At 73.2% G+C, this 18493-nt stretch carries 14 protein-coding genes; 10 read left to right on the plus strand and 4 right to left on the minus strand.

Annotated elements, in window-relative coordinates; translation table 11 throughout:
• Positions 1 to 99: 99 nt before the first annotated feature.
• The 5 genes from ACFY2L_RS06925 (at position 100) to ACFY2L_RS06945 (ending at position 9957) form a co-directional block, all read left to right on the plus strand.
• On the plus strand, positions 100 to 2364 hold the full coding sequence (locus ACFY2L_RS06925) for a CDP-glycerol glycerophosphotransferase family protein (RefSeq protein ID WP_390821667.1): 2265 nt from the start codon (positions 100 to 102) through the stop codon (positions 2362 to 2364).
• Positions 2365 to 2466: 102 nt separating this feature from the next.
• Positions 2467 to 4671: a CDP-glycerol glycerophosphotransferase family protein gene (locus ACFY2L_RS06930; RefSeq protein WP_390821668.1), complete on the plus strand. Its 2205-nt coding sequence runs from the start codon at positions 2467 to 2469 to the stop codon at positions 4669 to 4671.
• 8 nt (positions 4672 to 4679) lie between these two features.
• Positions 4680 to 6896, plus strand: coding sequence for a CDP-glycerol glycerophosphotransferase family protein (locus tag ACFY2L_RS06935; RefSeq protein WP_390660243.1), 2217 nt, complete (start codon positions 4680 to 4682; stop codon positions 6894 to 6896).
• 96 nt (positions 6897 to 6992) lie between these two features.
• Positions 6993 to 8270 (plus strand): hypothetical protein, encoded by a 1278-nt coding sequence (locus ACFY2L_RS06940; protein ID WP_390821714.1) that lies wholly within the window; start codon positions 6993 to 6995, stop codon positions 8268 to 8270.
• 94 nt (positions 8271 to 8364) lie between these two features.
• Entirely contained in the window at positions 8365 to 9957 is a 1593-nt protein-coding gene (locus ACFY2L_RS06945; protein WP_390821669.1) for a hypothetical protein, read from the plus strand.
• A gap of 29 nt (positions 9958 to 9986) precedes the next feature.
• Here ACFY2L_RS06945 and ACFY2L_RS06950 read toward each other — a convergent pair whose 3' ends face one another.
• Positions 9987 to 10400 carry an organic hydroperoxide resistance protein gene (locus tag ACFY2L_RS06950; protein ID WP_390660246.1) on the minus strand — a complete coding sequence of 138 codons (414 nt, stop codon included), beginning with the start codon at positions 10398 to 10400 and terminating at the stop codon, positions 9987 to 9989.
• 141 nt (positions 10401 to 10541) lie between these two features.
• On the opposite strand from ACFY2L_RS06950, the gene ACFY2L_RS06955 reads away from it, so the two are divergent.
• A complete protein-coding gene (locus ACFY2L_RS06955) occupies positions 10542 to 11039 on the plus strand; it encodes a MarR family winged helix-turn-helix transcriptional regulator (RefSeq protein ID WP_390660247.1) in 498 nt (165 codons plus the stop codon).
• Here the strand turns inward: ACFY2L_RS06955 and ACFY2L_RS06960 are convergent.
• Entirely contained in the window at positions 10987 to 12693 is a 1707-nt protein-coding gene (locus tag ACFY2L_RS06960) for a glycosyltransferase family 39 protein (RefSeq protein ID WP_390821715.1), read from the minus strand. The two genes, ACFY2L_RS06955 and ACFY2L_RS06960, sit on opposite strands and share 53 nt — an antisense overlap.
• Positions 12694 to 12790: 97 nt before the next feature.
• On the opposite strand from ACFY2L_RS06960, the gene ACFY2L_RS06965 reads away from it, so the two are divergent.
• Positions 12791 to 14035, plus strand: a complete 1245-nt coding sequence (locus tag ACFY2L_RS06965) for a glycosyltransferase 87 family protein (RefSeq protein WP_390660248.1) — start codon at positions 12791 to 12793, stop codon at positions 14033 to 14035.
• A 65-nt stretch (positions 14036 to 14100) separates the two neighbouring features.
• A complete protein-coding gene (gene galE, locus ACFY2L_RS06970; protein ID WP_390821670.1) occupies positions 14101 to 15081 on the plus strand; it encodes a UDP-glucose 4-epimerase GalE in 981 nt (326 codons plus the stop codon).
• Positions 15082 to 15159: 78 nt separating this feature from the next.
• On the opposite strand, the gene ACFY2L_RS06975 is transcribed toward galE, so the two are convergent.
• Both ACFY2L_RS06975 and ACFY2L_RS06980 read right to left on the minus strand, forming a co-directional pair.
• Entirely contained in the window at positions 15160 to 15804 is a 645-nt protein-coding gene (locus ACFY2L_RS06975) for a LuxR C-terminal-related transcriptional regulator (protein WP_390821671.1), read from the minus strand.
• A 48-nt stretch (positions 15805 to 15852) separates the two neighbouring features.
• Complete coding sequence (locus ACFY2L_RS06980; protein WP_390660251.1) at positions 15853 to 16488, minus strand: TetR/AcrR family transcriptional regulator; 636 nt, start codon at positions 16486 to 16488, stop codon at positions 15853 to 15855.
• Between the two features lie 189 nt (positions 16489 to 16677).
• On the opposite strand from ACFY2L_RS06980, the gene ACFY2L_RS06985 reads away from it, so the two are divergent.
• Both ACFY2L_RS06985 and ACFY2L_RS06990 read left to right on the plus strand, forming a co-directional pair.
• Entirely contained in the window at positions 16678 to 17595 is a 918-nt protein-coding gene (locus ACFY2L_RS06985; RefSeq protein ID WP_390660252.1) for an ABC transporter permease, read from the plus strand.
• Complete coding sequence (locus ACFY2L_RS06990) at positions 17588 to 18439, plus strand: ABC transporter ATP-binding protein (RefSeq protein ID WP_390660253.1); 852 nt, start codon at positions 17588 to 17590, stop codon at positions 18437 to 18439. The genes ACFY2L_RS06985 and ACFY2L_RS06990 overlap by 8 nt, the downstream gene beginning before the upstream one ends.
• The last annotated feature ends 54 nt before the right edge of the window (positions 18440 to 18493 follow it).

An 18493-nucleotide genomic window follows, 5' to 3' on the forward strand; every position in this document is an offset into this window, starting at 1 on the left:
TTCACCCGTAATCCCCCGAATGCCGTACGAACCGTAACCGGATCACTCCATCGGCCGTTTCCGGGCAAGGCCCTGCCCGCGCCGACCCATGGATGTCCCTTGCCCAGGTTCAGTGTCATCGTCCCCGCGTACAAGGTTCAGGCGTACCTGCACGAGTGCCTCGAGTCGGTGCTGTCCCAGTCGTGGACCGACTTCGAACTGATCGCCGTGGACGACCGTTCGCCGGACGCCTGCGGTGAGATCATCGACGAGTTCGCCGCCCGCGATCCGCGGGTGCGCGCGGTGCATCTGGCGGAGAACGTGGGTCTGGGCCGGGCCCGCAACGCGGGCATGCGGGTGGCGAGCGGCGACTACCTGCTGTTCCTGGACTCCGACGACACACTCACCCCGGAGGCGCTGCGGGCGATCGCCGACCGGCTGAAGGAGACCGGCGAACCGGACGTCCTGGTCTACGACTACGCGCGCGCCTACTGGGACGGCCGGGTGGAGCGCAACCAGCGGGCGGCCCTGCTGACCGAGCAGGGCCCGGCGCCGTTCCGGCTGGCGGACCGGCCGGGCCTGCTCCGGGTGCTGATGGTGGCCTGGAACAAGGCGTGCAAGCGGGAGTTCGTCCAGCGTGTGGGCCTGACCTTCCCGCCGGGCTACTACGAGGACACACCGTGGACGTACCCGGCGCTGATGGCGGCGGACTCGATCGCGACGCTCGACCGGGTGTGCGTGCACTACCGCCAGCGCCGCCGGGGCAACATCCTGTCCACCACCAGCCGCAGGCACTTCGACGTCTTCGAGCAGTACGACCGGGTCTTCGCGTTCGTCGAGGAGCACCCCCGGCTCGCCTCGTGGCGGCCGGTGCTGTTCCGCCGCATGGTCGACCACTTCACGACCATCTTCACCAAACAGGACCGGCTGCCCCGCGGCTCGCGCGCCGAGTTCCTGCGCAGGGCCCGCGCCCACTACCGCCGCCACCGCAGCCCCGGCAGCGCGATCCCGCTGCGCTCCCGGCTGCGCCACGCCCTGGTCCACCTGGGCCTGCACCGCACCTACCGGGCGCTCCAGGCGGGCATGACCCTGCGCCGCCGCACCCTGAAGCTCGGCGTGAAGCTGGCCCGCGCGCTGCGGGCCGCCCTGCTCCAGGCGCACTACCACATCCAGCTGCGGCTGCCGCTGCGCGCCGACCGCGCGGTGTTCGGCGCGTACTGGGGGCGCGGGCACGGCTGCAACCCGGGCGCACTGGAGGCCGCGTTCCGCACGTTCGCGCCGCAGGTGCGCACCGCCTGGATCGCCCGCCCCGAGCACCAGCGGTCGGTCCCGCCGGGCCCGCAGCCGCTCGCGCCCGGCACGGCCGCCTACTGGACGGCGCTGGCCCGCTCCAAGTACCTCGTCAACAACGTCAACTTCGACCGCCGGCTGGTCAAGCGGCCCGGCCAGGTCTTCGTCCAGACCCAGCACGGCACCCCCCTCAAGCACATGGGCCTCGACCTCCAGGAACGCCCGGCGGCCGCGAGGGACATGGACTTCGACGAGCTGCTGCGCGGCGTCGACAAGTGGGACTACGTCCTGTCCGCCAACCGCCACACCACGCTGACCTGGGAGCGCGTCTACCCCGGCGGCTATCTGACCCTCGAGTACGGCTATCCGCGCAACGACGTCTTCCAGCAGGCGACCGCGGCGGACGTGGCCCGGCTGCGCGAGTCCCTCGGCATCCCCCGCGACACGGTCGCCCTCCTGTACGCCCCCACCCACCGCGACCACCGCCGCACCCAGTGCGCCGCCCTCGACCTGGAGCGCGTCGTGCGCCGTCTGGGCCCGCGCTTCGTGATCCTGGCCCGCGCCCACTACTGGCAGGGCTCCCTCCTCGCGCGCCGGACGCCCGGTGTCATCGACGTCGGCGAGCACCCCAGCGTCGAGTCCCTCTGCCTGGCCTCGGACGCCCTGGTCACCGACTACTCGTCGATCATGTTCGACTACGCCAACCTGGACCGCCCGATCGTCGTGCACGCCCCCGACGACGACTGGGCCGCCTACCAGGCGGCCCGCGGCACCTACTTCGACGTGCGCGCCTTCCCGCCGGGCGCGGTCGCCCGCAGCGAGGACGAGCTGGTCGACATCTTCACCACCGGCCGATGGCGGGGCTCCCCCTCGGCCCAGCGGCGCGCCGCGTTCCGCGAGCGCTTCTGCCCGTACGACGACGGACGTGCCGCCGAGCGGGTCGTCCGCCGGATCGTGCTGGGCGAGACGCAGCTTCCGCCGGTGGTGCCGCTCGCCGACCGCCGGCCCGTGCCGTCGGCGGCCGCCGCGGCGCACTCCCCGGTCGCCGCCGTGCCGCAGCCTTCCGGCTCGCACCCCGTCACCGACGGCCGCTGACCGCCGTTGAACACCGCTGTAGAGCGGCACACGGCGGTACCGGGCGGCCGACGGCACAGAGCGCGGCCGCAGAGCGGCACAGATCACCACAGAGAGAGCAGTATGCCCCGCTTCAGCATCATCGTCCCGTCCCACGGGGTGGCCGGCCGGCTGTCCCTGGCGCTGGACTCCGTCCTCGCCCAGTCCTTCGGCGACTTCGAGCTGATCCCGGTCTGCGACGCGCCCGGCACCCCGGCCGCCGCCGTCGCCGCCGGGTACGCGGAACGGGACGCGCGGGTGACACCGGTGCACTCGCCGCCGTCGGCGGGCCTGGCCGGGGCGCGCAACACCGGGATGCGGGCGGCGACGGGCGGGTACCTGCTGTTCCTCGACGGCGACGACACCCTCGCCCCGGGCGCCCTGACGGCGCTGGACGCCCGCCTCACCGCGACCGGTGACGTGGACGTCCTGTACTTCGAGCACGAGCGCACCCCGTGGTGGGAGGGCGAGCCGACGAACCCGGCGGCCCCGCTGCTGGCGAGGGCCCCGAAGGGCGCCTGCTCCCCCGCCGAGGCGCCCCGGGTGACCGGTGTGCAGCTGCCCGCCTGGAGCGCCGCCTACCGCCGCTCCTTCCTCGGCGAGCACCGGCTGGCCTTCCCCGAGGGCCACTTCACCGACGTCGGCTTCGGCGGCCTGGTCACCCTGAACGCCGGCCGGATCGCGGTGCTGCGCCATGTCGTCGTACGGCATCTGCTGCGCCGGCAGGGCAGCCGGCTCAACCTGCCAGGCGCGCACCACACCGAACTGCTGGACCGCGCCGAGCTGGTGCTGACGCGGGCCGCTGAACTCGGCCTGCCCGCCGACCGGCTGGGTCCGCTGTTCGAGCAGCTGTTCACCCTCGTCCTCAAGACCGCCGCGCACCCCGCCCGGCTGCCGGGCCGCTGCCGCCGGGCCTTCTTCCGCCGCGCGGGCAGGCTGTACCGCCTTCACCGGCCGGCGGGTTTCCGCAGGCCGGGCGGGAGTCTGGGGGTACAGCACCGGCTCCTCGCGGCGGGGGCGTACACCGCGTTCCGCGCGCTGCGCGGCGCCAACCAGAAGGTGTCGGCGGCCGCCCAGCGCGTGCCGCGCCCCCGGGGTCTGCGCACGCGCCTGTTCTACCGGCGCCGGCTGCGCCGCCGTATCGACCCCGGCCTGGCGGTGTACTGCGCCTACTGGGGCCGGGGTTACGCCTGCAACCCGGCCGCGATCCACGCCAAGGCCGCCGAACTCGCCCCGCACATCCGCTCGGTGTTCCTCGTCGAACCCGACCAGGCGCACGCGATGCCGGCGGGGATCGACCACGCCGTCATCGGCAGCCGCCGCTACTGGGACGTGCTGGCCCGCGCCAAGTACCTGGTCAACAACGCCAACTTCGCGGAGGGCGTCGTCAAACGGGAGGGCAGTGTCCATGTGCAGACGCAGCACGGCACCCCGCTGAAGAAGATGGGCGTCGACCAGTCGACGTACCCGGTGACGGCGGCCGCGACCGGCTCCTTCACCAAGCTGCTCGGGCGCGTGGACCGCTGGGACTACAACCTCTCCTCCAACACCCATTCCACGCAGATGTGGGAGCGCGCCTTCCCGGGCCGGTACGAGCACCTGGAGTACGGCTATCCGCGCAACGACGTCTTCTACACGGCGACGGCCCGGGACGTGGCCCGGGTGCGGCGGGAGCTGGGCGTGCCGGAGGGCAAGACGGCCGTCCTGTACGCGCCCACCCACCGCGACCACCTGACCGGCTTCGAGACGGGCCTGGACCTGGAGGCCTTCTGCGAGGCGGCCGGCGAGGACGTCGTCGTCCTGCTGCGCGCCCACTACTTCTACGACCGCGGCCCCTCCCGGGGAACCGGCCGGATCATCGACGTGACCGGCCACCGCTCCTCCGAGGACGTCTGTCTGGCCGCCGACGTGCTGGTCACCGACTATTCGTCGATCATGTTCGACTACGCCAACCTGGACCGCCCGATCGTCGTGTACGCCGACGACTGGGACGTGTACACCGAGACGCGCGGCGTGTACTTCGACCTGATGGCGGCCCCGCCCGGACCGGTGGCCCGCACCCCGCAGGAGCTGGCGCGCGTGTTCCGCGACGGCGCGTACGCCTCCGCCGGCTCCCAGGCGCTGAGGGCCGCGTTCCGTGCCCGTTTCTGCCAGTTCGACGACGGCCGCGCCGCCGAGCGCGTGGTGCGCAGGGTGCTGCTCGGCGAGCCCCCGGAGGCGATCCCGCCCGTGCGGCCGCTCGCCGAGCGCGTCCCGGCCCCGGCCGCCTCCCCCCTCGTAAGGAGCTGACCCCCGCAGTGCCCCGCTTCAGCATCATCGTCCCCTGTTTCAAGGTGCAGGGCTTCCTGCGCGAGTGTCTCGACTCGCTGCTCGACCAGGCGTACCGGGACTTCGAGGTGATCGCCGTCGACGACCGCTCGCCCGACGGCTGCGGTGCGATCCTCGACGAGTTCGCGGCCCGCGACGACCGCGTCCGGGTGCTGCACCTGCCGGAGAACGTCGGCCTGGGCCGCGCCCGCAACGCGGGGATGCCCCTCGCCACCGGCGACTACCTGTTCTTCCTCGACAGCGACGACACCCTCACCCCGGGCGCCCTGGGCGCGATGGCCGACCGGCTGGCCGAGGCCGCGGACCCGGACGTGCTGGTCTTCGACTACGCGCGCACCTACTGGTGGGGCGGCACGCGCCGCAACGCCCTCGCGCACCTCCTCACCGAGGCAGGCGACGGCACCTTCACGGCCGCCGAACGCCCGGAGATCCTGGACCTGCTGATGGTCGTGTGGAACAAGGTCTACCGGCGCGCCTTCGTCGAGGCGAACGGCTTCGCGTTCCCGCCCGGCTACTACGAGGACACCCCCTGGACGTTCCCGGTCATGCTCAGCGCGGAGCGGATCGCCACGCTGGACCGGATCTGCCTGAACTACCGCCAGCGCCGCCAGGGCAACATCCTGTCCACCACCAGCCGCAAGCACTTCGACATCCACGACCAGTACGAGCGGGTCTTCGCCTTCGTCGACTCCCGCCCCGCGCTGGCGGACTGGCGGCCCTTCCTGCACCGCAAGATGGGCGAGCACTGCCTGGACATCCTCGCCAAGCCGGACCGGCTGCCCCCCTCGGACAAGGGCGAGTTCTTCCGCCGGACGGCCGAGATGTTCCGCGCCCACAAGCCCGCCGGTGAGCCCGTCCCGGCCGGACTGCGGGTGCTGGAGGGCGGGTACGCCGCCTACCGGGTGCGGCGGCAGGCCGAGCGGGCCGGGCGGGAACTGGCGCGGCGCGGCGGGCTGGTCCGCCGGGCGGCCGCGGGCCGGGTGCGGCACGGGCTGGACGGCGTGCGGCCGCGCCGGGCGCCCGATCCGCGGCTCGTCGTGTACTCGGCGTTCTCGCACCGGGGCGTGCTCGGCGACCCGGGCGCGGTCTACCGCAAGGCGCTGGAGATCGCCCCGCAGCTGCGCGGGGTGTGGGTGGTGCGCGACGAGGAGACGGCCGCGCGGCTCCCCGAGGGGGTGGAGCACGTGCTCCTGGACTCCCCCGAGTACCGCCGGGTGACCGCGCGGGCCGGCTTCTTCGTCAACAACGTCAACTGGCCGGGCACGCTCGCCAAACGCCCGGGCAGCGTCCACATCCACACCCACCAGGGCACCCCGCTGAAGTACATGGCCGCCGATCTGCTGGCCAAGCCCGGCGCCCGGTACGGGGTGGACGTGCCGCAGATGCTGCGCCGCGCCGACCGCTGGGACCACAGCCTGGTCGCCAACCGGCACTCCGAGCTGGTGTGGGAGCGGGCGTACCCGTGCCACTTCGCGTCGGCGCGGACCGGCAGCCCGCGCAACGACGTGCTGGTCGGCGCGGACGCGGAGGCGGGCGCCGCGGTGCGTGCCCGGCTGGGCGTCCCGGCCGGGCACACGGTCGTGCTGTACGCGCCGACCCGGCGGGAGTACGTGCGCGGCGGGCACGTCGACCGGATCGACCTGGCCCGGTTCGCCGCCGACCTCGGCGAGGGCCACACCCTGGTCGTACGGCTGCACCCGTCCCTGGCGACCGGGCACGCGCGCGGGATGGGCCTGTCGGACCTGCACCGGCGCGGGGTGCTCGTCGACGCGACCGACGAGCCGCACGTCGAGGACGTCATGCTCGCCTCGGACGTCCTGGTCACCGACTACTCGGCCCTGATGTTCGACTACGCCAACCTGGACCGCCCGATCGTGGTGCACGCCGACGACTGGAACGCGTACGCGGCCAGCCGGGGCGCCTACTTCGACATCACCGCGGAGGCGCCCGGCCATGTCTCGCGCACCTACCCCGAGCTGGTCCGGCTGCTGGCCTCCGGCAGCTGGCGGGACGAGGAGTCCGCCCGGCTGCGGGCGGACTTCCGGGCGCGGTTCTGCGAGTACGACGACGGGCGCGCCGCCGAGCGGGTCGTACGGCGGCTGCTGCTGGGCGAGGAGTTCCCGGACGGGACGCCGGTGCGGGTGCCCGGTCCGAGCGCGGCGCACGAGCAGCTCGCGTCGACCTGAACGCCCGGCAGGCGTGATAGTCCAGATGCCATGAAATCCCCTTATGTCACTGAATCCGCAGATGCCGCCGCATTCAGGTGGCGTCCCCGCACCTGGGTGCTGGTCCTGGCCGCCGTGTTCGCGGTGCTCCAGCTCGCGAACGTCACCGGCCGGGACACCCCTGACTCCAAGAACTACCTGTCGTACGCGCTGAGCCTGCGCGGGGAGGGCAAACGGGAGGCGGCGGAGGCGACCATCGACTACGCCTGTCTGAGCGGCGCCTCGATCGCGGCCCGGCGGCAGAGCGTGGACGTGGTCCGCTTCCACGGACCCGATCCCACCCGCCGGGTGCAGGCCGAGTGCCGGGAGCGGGAGTGGCGCAACGTCGGGGGGCGGCTGAGGGCGGGACAGACCGGCGGCCACACCGTGCCGTTCATGCCGGAGCGCTTCATGCGGATCTTCGAGGCGCGGCCCGGGTATCCGGTGTTCCTGCTGCCGTTCCTCACACTGTTCGGGGTGACGTGGGGGCTGTGGCTGGCGGGTGTCGCGGTGACGGTGGCGGGCGGGGTGCTGGCCTTCCTGGTGCTGCGCGCCCTGCGCGCGCCGGCCCTGGTGTGTCTGACCGGGCAGGCCCTGTACTACGTCCTGCCGTGCGGCACGACCGCGATGCGCCCGATGACCGAGGGGCTGATGCTGGCGCTGACGCTGGCCGCGGTGTGGGGGTGCGTGCTGGCCCTGGACGAGGGCGGGCGCCGGGTGCGGGAGGCGGCGTGGCTCGTCGGGGGGTCGCTGGCCGCGCTGTTCACGGTCAAGCACTCGCAGGCGCTGTTCCTCGGGCTGTGCCTGGCGGCCGCCGGCGGCCTGCTGGCCGTACGGCGGCGGCGGGCGGGGCGGGCGCCGGGGCGCGGGGTGGCCGTGGTGACCGCGGCGGGCTGCTGCGGGGTGGTCGGGACCATGCTGCTGGCCCGGCTGCTGCACTATCCGGCGGAGTCGGAGAGCCTCCAGGATCTGCTGACCCATCACTTCTCCCGGCCGGACCGCACGCGGGTGTGGCCGGAGTTCCTGCACCTTCAGGTGAACTTCTGGGTGGAGTGGTCGCGCCGGCAGTTGTGGGAGCCGCTGTTCGTGGCGGCACTGGCAGCCGGGGCGTGGGGTGTGCTGAGGGCGCGTCGGGCGGCCGGGGTGTTCGTCGTGGCCGCGGCGTTCACCGGGATCCTGACCCAGGCGGGGCATCCGGACATCAACATCTGGGGTGACCGGCTGATCGTGCTGGCGTGGCTGCTGCCGGTGCTGGGGGTGCCGCTGCTGCTGGAGTCGGTGCTGGTGCGGGAGCGGGTCGCGCTGCCGGCGCAGGAGCGGTCCGGGCCGCCCGATCGGACTCACTCGATGGGGTGACGTCGGGCAAGGCCGTTGACGCGGGCGGGAAGATACGACCAATGCCCCTGATGCGCAACTTTGCCCTTGTATGCCGCTTTCTGGTTTCCGTCCGGTGAGCGCCGGTGTCCTGACCCGGCGGCCCGTGCGCGGTGCCAGGGCGCTGCGCGGCGGGCGGGTGTGGCGTCCGAGTCCGTACCAGGTCTTCGGTTTCCTGTTCTGGCTGGTGATGTCGCTGGCGTTCTGGCGGGTGCCGTTGTGCTGCGACGCGGGTGTGCACGCGGCGGTCGTCGAACGCCTCGAGGCGGATCTGCTCCGGCCCCGGCATCCGATGGCCGATCTGCCGGGCGCGGGCAGTCCCTACTACTCGCCGTACGCGGTGGCCGAGGGCGCGTTCGCCCGGCTGACCGGGCTGACGGGGTGGGAGGTGCTGCGGGTCGCCGGGCCGCTGAACCTGCTGGTGCTGCTGACCGGCATCGGCCGTTTCGTGCGCGCGCTGACGCCACGACCGTGGGCGCCCGTTCTCGCGCTGACGGCGATGACCCTGCTGTGGGGCACGGAACGGGCCTGGTGGAGCGGCTATCTGGGCCTGATGTCGATGACCGGCAACCTGGGCTATCCGTCCACCTTCGCCATCGGGGCCGCCTTCTGGGCGTGGGCCCTGACGGCGACCCGCGCGCGTGACGGACGCCTGGTCCGCTACGTCGGCCCGAGCGGGCTGCGCGGCTTCACCGGGTACGCCGGGCTCGGCGCGCTGTACGGGGTGATCCTGCTGGTGCATCCGATCACGGCGGTGGCGGCCGTGACCGGCGGTGTCGCCGTGGTCCTGGGGTGGCAGCGCGAGTGGCGGCCGGCGGTGGCGGCCCGCTGGGCGGCGGCGGGCGCGGCGGCGCTGCTGGTCACGGCCGGCTGGCCGTACTTCGACGTGTTCGCGCTGGCCGGGGACGGCAGCGTGGACGCGATGCACCGGCGGCTGTACGACGGGATGACCGGCCACTTCTGGCTGGCGCTGCTGGGCCTGCCCGCGCTGTGGGCGCGAGGGCGGCGCTCGCCGCGCGACCCGCTGGTGCTGATGTTCGCCCTGGACTGCCTGGTGGTGGCGTACGGGTTCGCCAGCGGCCACTACACCTACGGGCGGATCCTCGGCCTGACCCTGGTGCCGGCGCAGTTCGCGCTGGCGGTGGAGCTGGCCGCGCCCCGGCCGTGGGGGGTGTGGCGGCGGACACTGGGGGCGGTCGCGGTCTGCGGGGCCGCGCTGGGGCTGCTGACCGTGCAGGCGGGGGCGGTCGTGCCGCGCGCGCTGGACCCGGTGGGCTTCGACCAGCCGCCGCACTGGCCGGCGTACGACTGGGCCGCCCGGCACATCGGTCCCGGCGAGGTGGTGGTCACCGACGGGTACTACGCCGTCCACGCGATCGCCGGATACGGCCCCAACCTCGCGGCGCCCGCCTGGCCGGACGCGTCGCTGGACGAGCGGGTGCGGCTGCGCCGGCTGGCGGACGTCCGCGCCTATCTCGACCACGACTCCACCCGCGCCGAGCGGCTGGCGATCGCCCGTCGCTACCGCATCCGCTGGCTGCTGCTGACGCGCTGGCACCCGGTGCCCGAGGAGGCCGTGGTGGTGGCGTGGAGCCGGCGGACGGGGGAGGTCCTGGCGCGGGTGTCGCCCTCGACGGAGAACCCCCGGGAGCGGCTTTCCGGGGAATAGCCGCTCCCGGGGGTGGCCGTCCGTGGTGCCTACTCGATGACGAGGTCGACGTCGATGTTGCCGCGGGTGGCGTTGGAGTACGGGCAGACCTGGTGGGCGGCCTCGACCAGCTTGCGGCCGGTCGCCTCGTCCAGCGTGTCGGGCAGCTCGACGCGCAGCGTCACCTTCAGACCGAAGCCCTCACCCTGCTTGCCTATGCCGACCTCGGCGGTCACGGCGGCCTCGCTCACGTCGACCTTCGCCTGACGGCCGACGAGACCGAGCGCGCTGCCGAAACAGGCCGCGTAGCCGGCGGCGAACAGCTGCTCCGGGTTGGTGCCCTGACCGTTGCCGCCCAGCTCCACCGGCATGGCGAGCGCGAGGTCGATCCTGCCGTCGTTCGTGACGGCGCGGCCCTCACGGCCATGGGTGGCGGTGGCGACTGCGGTGTAGAGCGCGTCCATGGATGAACCATCCCTCTCGGAAGTCTGTGACGGGTGTGGCCGGCCCGGGCGCTTCTCGCACCCGGGCCGCTCACGGAGACAAGTAGAGCACACAATTCAATTGCGCACAACTAAATGGCCCGCCGGGGCTATCCTGGAGGCATGAGCGACAGCCCGACCCCGACCCCCTCCCCCGCCCCGCCGGAGAACTGGCTGCTCCTGGACCGCCAGATCTGCTTCTCCCTGCACGCCGCCTCGCGCGCCTTCAACGGCGTCTACCGCGTGATCCTGAAGGAACTCGGGCTGACCTACCCCCAGTACCTGGTGATGCTGGTCCTGTGGGAGCACGGCGAGCTGCCCGTGAAGAAGCTCGGCGAACACCTGCGCCTGGACTCCGGCACGCTCTCCCCGCTGCTGAAGCGGCTGGAGTCGGCGGGCCTGGTCCGCCGGGAGCGCAGCGCGCGCGACGAGCGCTCGGTGGAGATCCGGCTGACCGACGAGGGCGACGCGCTGCGGGAGCGGGCGCTGGAGGTCCCCCGCCGGATCGTATCGGCGACCGGGTTCCGGCTGGACGAGATCAGCGAACTGCGGGAGCGCCTCGACCAGCTCACCGGCGCGCTGGACGCGGCCGCGCTGGAGGAGGAGCCGGGGAGCAGGTGAGGGCCGCGGAACAGGCGGGGGCCGGCGGGCGGCGGGTGTACAGCCGCAGCGTGACCCCGTCCCGCACGAACTCACGCCTCGGCTCGCCCGGCACGAAGTCCTCCGTCACGACGGTCAGCTTGACCCGCTCGACCGGATTGCGCGGGTACCACGGGGAACGCAGGGCGTACGGCTCGGCGAACACCCAGAGCCGGTCCAGGGCGAGCAGCCGGCGCCGCAGCTCGGCGGCGCCGCGCTCACGGCCGTAGAGCGTCCCCGAGACGGGCCCGGGAGCGGCGAGCGCCACGTCCCGCACGCCCCGGAAGCCCTCCGGGTACGCCGCCTTCGCCCGCCGCCCGATGGCCGGCAGGAACACCACGGCGTCCCCCGCCCGCAGCTCCCGCGCGGCCAGCGCGGAGACAGCGGCCGGCGTGTCGGGACGCGCCCGCAGCGTACGGTCCTGGCGGTGCAGCGGCAGATGATGGGCGAACGCCAGGACGACGGCGAGAGCGCCCGCCAGGGGGGCGAGGACACGCAGGGCGGGGCGCCGGGTGGCCCGGGCCCGGGCCTTCCGCGAAGGGGTCCGCGCGGACACCGCGCCGAGCAGCCGGCCCGGAGTTCGTGACGACGCCGCGCCGGGCAGCCGGCCCGGAGTCCGCGAGAACGCCGCACCGGACAACCGGCCCGGAGTCCACGAGGACGCCGCACCGAGCAGCCGGTCCGCGCCCGTCGCCACCAGCAGCGGGGCGCCCGCGAGGGCGTACAGGACGTAGCGGTCGTCGTACATGGGGCGGAGCTGGGAGACGGCGAGCAGGGTCAGCGGGGGCACGACGGCCCACGGCAGGGCGACCGCGGCGAGCGTGAGGCGGCGGGGGCCCGGCAGGGCGACGAGCGCGAGGAACAGGCAGGTCCAGAAGACCGGCCCGCCCGGCCCGAGAAACGCGTGCAGCAGCCGGTGCGCGCTGCCCGGCCCCGGCCGGGGCAGCCACGCCACCTGACCGGACTGGGAGCTCGACACCAGGGCGAGCGGCAGCAGGACGAGCCCGGCGGCGCCGGACGCAGCACCCCATCGCGCCCAGGCCCGCCTCCCCACGCGCGCGTACAGCAGCGTCACCGCGTGGGCCGGCACCAGCAGCACCGCCAGCTCGTGCAGCAGACACGTGAGGGCGAGGGCGACGCCGTACGCCCACCAGGAGCGTCCCTGGAGCGCCCGGACGAGCAGCAGGGTCGCCGCCGCCGCGCCCGCGGCGACGAGCGCGTACGAGCGGCCCTCCTGCGCGTAGTGGCCCACCAGCGGGGTCGTCGCGTACAGCAGGCCCGCCCACAGCCCGACGCGCGGCCGGGCCAGCCGTGCGCCGAGCGCCGCGACCAGTCCCGCGGCGGCGACCGCCGCGCCCACGGACGGCAGCCGCAGGACGACCTCGCCGGGGCGGACGGCGAGGACGGTGTGCAGGAGGAGGTAGTACAGGCCGTGCACGGCGTCCACCCCGTGCAGCAGCCGCCAGATCTGCGGCACCGAGCGCCGCGCGACCTGGAAGGTGACCACTTCGTCCCGCCACATGCCCCCGCGGTCGAGTCCCCACAGGCCGAGCGCGAGCATGACCCCGGCGGGGGCGGCGACCGCCACGGCCGCACGCCACGGCCTCCGGCCCTCCGCACTCCCCGCGTTCCTCATGTCCACGGGCCCATTTTGTGCGATTTAGTACCGCTTCTTGGCTATTGACGGAGTATCTGAACTAAAGAGGCATTCAAGCGGCTTACGATCCGCCGTCATGGAACGTCGTCGTCTTCTTCTCGCCCTCGCCGCCGCCTGGCTGGCCACCCGAGCCCTGATGCTGTGGCTGCTCGCCCACGACTCCCTCGGGATCCTGGGCGGCCGGGTGAGCCGGGAGGTGTGGCGCACGTACCACCACTGGTACGGCGTCCTGTCGCACGGCGCCTTCCCCGCGCACGACACGCTGTGGCAGTACCCGCCGGGCGCCGGAGTCGTCCTGCTGTCGCCGGGGCTGCTGCCGTGGTGGACGTACTTCCAGGCGTTCGTCGCCCTCACGGTCCTCTCGGACGCGGCGGTCGCGTGCGCGCTGGCCCGCGCGGGCACCCGGCCGGGCCGCACCCTGGCCGGGGCGGCGGTGTGGGTGGGCGGGCTGCCCCTGCTGGTCCGCGTCCCGTTCGCCCGCTACGACGTGCAGGTCACCGCCCTCGCCGTGATCTCCCTGCTGGCACTGTCCCGCTCCACGCGCGTGGGCGGGGCGTTCGCCGCCCTGGGGGCGCTGGTGAAGGTGTGGCCGGTGCTCGTGCTGGTGGGCGTGCGACGGGGACGCGAGACCCGGTCGGTGTGGGCGTCGGTGGCGCTGACCGGGGCCGCGGTGTTCCTGCTCCTGGTGTTCGCGTTCCGCAACCCGCTCGCCTTCCTGCTCCAGCAGGGCGGCAGGGGCGTGCAGATCGAGTCCCTGGGCGGCACGCTGCTGTCGCTCGCGACCCACGCCGACTGGCCGGGCAAGGTCCACTACCGGTACGGCGCGATGGAGTTCACCGGACCGTACGTCTCCAGCGTGGCGCACGCCTCGCTCGCCCTCACCGCCGTCGCCTTCGGCCTGCTGCTGTGGTGGCGGATCCGCGCCCGCCACTGGACCGAGGCCGTGCCGTACGACGCGGCGCTCAGCGCGGTGCTGCTGTTCACCGTGACCAGCCGGGTGATCAGCCCGCAGTACATGATCTGGCTGGTGGGCCTGGCCGCCGTCTGCCTGACCTCCCGGCACACCACCCAGCGGCCCGTGGCCGCGCTGATCCTTGCCTCGACCGCGCTCAGCGCCGTGATCTTCCCGGTCAAGTACGGCGAGGTCATCGAGTGCACCTGGACCGGCACCGGGCTGATGGTCCTGCGCAACGGCCTGCTGCTCGCGGCGGCCGCGCTCTCGTACGTGCGCCTGTGGCGCGCGAGCACGGCGCGCGCCGCGGAACGCGCCGTCAGTTGTCCACAGACCCTGCACGGGAGCCGCACGCCTGCTTCACTGTGAGACGACTCCATTGCGGCAATTGTCCGCGGATCGACCGAGCGAGTGACGAGGGGGAAGGTCGCGACATGACCTGGCTGATCACGGGTGGCGCCGGCTACATCGGGGCGCACGTCGTACGGGCGATGACCCGGGCGGGCGAGCGGGCGGTGGTCTACGACGACCTGTCGACCGGCATCGCCGCGCGCGTACCCGCCGGGGTGCCCCTGGTGGTGGGTTCGACGCTGGACGCCGAGCGGGTCGCCCGCGCCCTCGCCGAGCACGCGGTCACCGGCGTCGTCCACCTCGCGGCGAAGAAGCAGGTCGGCGAGTCGGTGGAGCGGCCGCTGCACTACTACCGGGAGAACGTGGAGGGGCTCAGAGTCCTGCTGGAGGCGGTGACCGCGGCCCGGGTCCCGTGCTTCGTGTTCTCCTCCTCGGCCGCCGTGTACGGCATGCCGGACGTCGACCTGGTCACCGAGGACACCCCCTGCGTGCCGATGTCGCCGTACGGCGAGACGAAGCTGGCCGGCGAGTGGCTGGTCCGCGCCACGGGCCGGGCCACCGGGCTGGCCACGGCCTCGCTGCGGTACTTCAACGTGGCGGGGGCGGCCGCCCCGGAACTCGCGGACACCGGCGTGTTCAACCTCATCCCGATGGTCTTCGAGAAGCTCACCGAGAACGCCCCGCCGCGCATCTTCGGCGACGACTACCCGACCCCGGACGGCACCTGCGTGCGGGACTACATCCACGTCGTCGACCTGGCCGAGGCCCATGTGGCCGCCGCCCACGCCCTGCGCTCCTCCCCCGGCCGCGACCTCACCCTCAACATCGGCCGGGGCGAGGGCGTCTCGGTCCGCGAGATGATCGACCGCGTCAACGCCGTCACCGGCCGCCACCGGCCGCCCACCATCGCCCCCCGCCGCCCCGGCGACCCGGCAAGGGTGGTCGCCTCGGCCGACCGCATCGCCACGGAACTCACCTGGAAGGCCAGGCACGACGTCCAGGACATGATCACCTCGGCCTGGCAGGGCTGGCTGCACCACCATCCGGAGGCAGCACGGGTCTAGGGCGCCGGGGGCCGGGGGCCCGCAGCCGCCCGGTTCGTCGGACTCGTCCGCCGGCGTGATGATCGTCCGCGCGGAGGATCAGCTGTTGTTGAGATGGGCCAGCACGGCCAGCACGCGGCGGTGGCCGGTGTCGCTCGGCGGCAGGCCCAGCTTCAGGAACACGTTGCCGATGTGCTTGCTGACCGACCGCTCGGTGATGACCAGCGTGGTGGCGATGGTCGTGTTGTCGTGGCCCTCGGCCATGAGTCCGAGCACCTCGCGCTCGCGCGGGGTGAGCCGGTCCAGCGGCGCGTCCTTGCGGCGCGTCATGAGCTCGGTGACAACCTCGGGGTCCAGGGCCGTGCCGCCGCCCGCGACCCGCTCCAGCGCGTCCAGGAACTCGTCGACCCGGCCGACGCGGTCCTTCAGCAGGTAGCCGACGCCGCTCGCGCCGCCGCCGAGCAGCTCGGCCGCGCAGGACTCCTCGACGTATTGGGAGAGCACCAGCACCGGCAGTCCGGGGATCCGCTCGCGGGCCTCCAGGGCGGCCCGCAGCCCCTCGTCACGGAAGCCGGGCGGCATGCGCACATCGAGGACCGCCACGTCGGGCCGGTGCTCCAGCAGCGCGGGCAGGATCTCGGGGCCGGAGCCGGCGACGGCCGCCACCTCGTGCCCGGCCGATGTCAGCAGCAGGACCAGGCCCTCTCTGAGCAGGGCGTTGTCCTCGGCCATCACGACTCTCATGCCACCTCGACTCCCGTCGCTCCCGTCAGGGCGACCGGAGCCGTCCGTTCACAGCGCCTTGATCGCCTCGGCGGTCGCCCGCGCCAGCGCGCCCAGATAGCCCTTGGGCAGCTTCGGACTGCGGATCACCACCGAACGCCAGTAAAGCGGACCCGAGATCAGATCGAGCGCCAGCTCCTCGTCCAGCCCCGTCCGGACCTCGCCGCGCCGCTCCGCCGCCGCCACGATCTTCAGTGCGACGCCCTCCTGGCCCTCCCGCAGCGCCTTCTGCAGCGCCTCGGCGATCTCGGGGTTGCGGGCCGCCTCGGCCTGCAGGTCCGGGATGATCTGCGAGGCCGCGGGATGCCGGAGCGCCCGCGCGGTGACCTCGTACAGCATCCGCAGATCGCTCTCCAGGCTGCCCGTCTCCGGGGCGGGCAGGCCCTGCACGGCGAGCGCCGAGACGAGGTCGAGGACCAGGTGCAGCTTGGAGCGCCAGCGCCGGTACACCGCGGTCTTGCCCACGCCGGCGCGCCGGGCGATGCCCTCGATGGACATCCGCGCGTAGCCGACGGTCGCGAGCTCCTCGAACACGGCCGCCCGGATGGCTTCCGTCACATCCTCGCGGAGCACGGCCGCGCCCGCGGGAGCCCGGCGGCGCGGCTTCGCCTGCGGTTCGTCGGCGTTCGTCGCGTTCGTCGTCATGCGGACCAGCATAGGGCGTTACGACGAAACGGTTGCGTTCCGACGTGAAGAAGCCCTACGCTCACGTTGCGACGATACGGTCCCGTCCCGACGTAAGAAAACGTGAAGAGAACCGTAAGAGAACGCCGGGCGACGGCCGTGCGGCCGGACGACCGCACGCACCCCCACCCCCGAGTGAAAGCAGCGGATGTGAGCCAGGTCCTCCACACACCGCCCACCCCGATGGCCGCACCCCACGACGACCTGGCGGCCCTCGCCGCCCGGCACGGCCTCGCGGTCAGCGGTGCCCGCCCCTCCCTGCCCCAGTACATCCGTCAGCTGTGGGCGCGCCGCCACTTCATCACCGCCTTCGCCACCGCCAAGCTCACCTCGCAGTACAGCGACGCCAAGCTGGGCCAGATCTGGCAGGTGATGACCCCGCTGCTCAACGCGGCCGTCTACTACTTCATCTTCGGCCTGCTGCTGCAGACCAAGAAGGGCGTGCCGGACTTCATCCCCTTCCTGGTCACGGGCGTGTTCGTGTGGACGTTCACCCAGAGCTCGATCATGTCGGGCACCCGGTCCATCTCCGGCAACATCGGCCTGGTGCGGGCCCTGCACTTCCCGCGGGCCGCGCTGCCGATCTCGTACTGCCTCCAGCAGCTGCAGCAGCTGCTGTTCTCGATGGCCGCGCTGCTGATCATCCTGTTCGCGGTCGGCGTGCCGCCGGCCCTGTCCTGGGTGCTCGTCCTGCCGGTCCTCACCCTGCAGTTCGTCTTCAACGCGGGCATCTCGATGATCCTGGCCCGGCTGGGCGCGAAGACCCCGGACATCGCCCAGCTGATGCCGTTCGTGCTGCGCACCTGGATGTACGTGTCCGGCGTGATGTGGAGCATCGACAACCTGCTCAGCAAGCACACCGACTGGCCGTCCTGGGTCAGGGACGTGCTGCGCGCCAACCCCGCCGCCGTGTACATCGACCTGATGCGCTTCGCGCTGATCGACAGCTTCCACGCCGATCAGCTGCCGCCCCACGTGTGGGCGCTCGCGTCCGGCTGGGCGCTGCTCGCCGGCGTCGGCGGCTTCATCTACTTCTGGAAGGCTGAGGAGACGTACGGCCGTGGCTGACACCGCACACCCCATCCAGCCCCTCGACGAGCGGGCCCCCACCGTCGTCGTCGACGGCGTCGACATCGTCTACCGGGTCAACGGCACCGGCGGCGGCCGCGGCAGCGCCACCGCGGCCCTCAACCGGATCCTGCGCCGCAAGCAGGCCGAGAAGGCGGCGGGCACCCGGCTGGTGCACGCGGTCAAGAACGTCTCCTTCGTCGCCCGCAAGGGCGAGGCGATCGGCCTGATCGGCACCAACGGCTCCGGCAAGTCGACCCTGCTCAAGGCGATCGCCGGCCTCCTGCCGGTGGAGAACGGCCGTATCTACACCGACGGCCAGCCCTCCCTCCTCGGCGTCAACGCGGCCCTGATGGGCGACCTGACCGGCGAGCGCAACGTCTACCTCGGCGGCCTCGCCATGGGCATGTCCCGCGAGCAGATCAGGGAGCGCTACCAGCAGATCGTCGACTTCTCCGGCATCAACGACAAGGGCGACTTCATCTCCCTGCCCATGCGCACGTACTCCTCCGGCATGGGCTCCCGGCTGCGCTTCTCCATCGCCGCCGCGAAGGACCACGACGTGCTCCTCATCGACGAGGCCCTGGCCACCGGTGACGCGCAGTTCCGCAAGCGCTCGGCGGACCGCATCCGCGAGATGCGCGAGCACGCCGGCACCGTCTTCCTGGTCAGCCACAGCAACAGCTCGATCCGCGAGACCTGTGAGCGGGTGCTGTGGCTGGAGCGCGGCGAGCTGCGCATGGACGGCCCCACCGAGGAGGTCATGGACGCGTACGAGGCGTTCAGCGGCGACAGCAAGGCCAAGAAGAAGCCCCGCCCGAAGCCGGTCGCGGCGACCGTCTGAGCCGGCAGACAGGCGAAGGGCGCCCCCCGAGGACCGGGGGGCGCCCTTCGTCAC

Origin of the sequence: Streptomyces sp. NPDC001381 (genome assembly GCF_042895685.1) — a bacterium.
Classification (GTDB): Bacteria; Actinomycetota; Actinomycetes; order Streptomycetales; family Streptomycetaceae; genus Streptomyces.

Coding starts and splice junctions, on each gene's coding strand:
- galE (WP_390821670.1), top strand. CDS start 14,101: ATGACCTGGCTGATCACGGGTGGCGCCGGCTACATCGGGGCGCACGTC.
- ACFY2L_RS06965 (WP_390660248.1), top strand. CDS start 12,791: ATGGAACGTCGTCGTCTTCTTCTCGCCCTCGCCGCCGCCTGGCTGGCC.
- ACFY2L_RS06975 (WP_390821671.1), bottom strand. CDS start 15,804: ATGAGAGTCGTGATGGCCGAGGACAACGCCCTGCTCAGAGAGGGCCTG.
- ACFY2L_RS06950 (WP_390660246.1), bottom strand. CDS start 10,400: ATGGACGCGCTCTACACCGCAGTCGCCACCGCCACCCATGGCCGTGAG.
- ACFY2L_RS06930 (WP_390821668.1), top strand. CDS start 2,467: ATGCCCCGCTTCAGCATCATCGTCCCGTCCCACGGGGTGGCCGGCCGG.
- ACFY2L_RS06980 (WP_390660251.1), bottom strand. CDS start 16,488: ATGACGACGAACGCGACGAACGCCGACGAACCGCAGGCGAAGCCGCGC.
- ACFY2L_RS06960 (WP_390821715.1), bottom strand. CDS start 12,693: ATGAGGAACGCGGGGAGTGCGGAGGGCCGGAGGCCGTGGCGTGCGGCC.
- ACFY2L_RS06955 (WP_390660247.1), top strand. CDS start 10,542: ATGAGCGACAGCCCGACCCCGACCCCCTCCCCCGCCCCGCCGGAGAAC.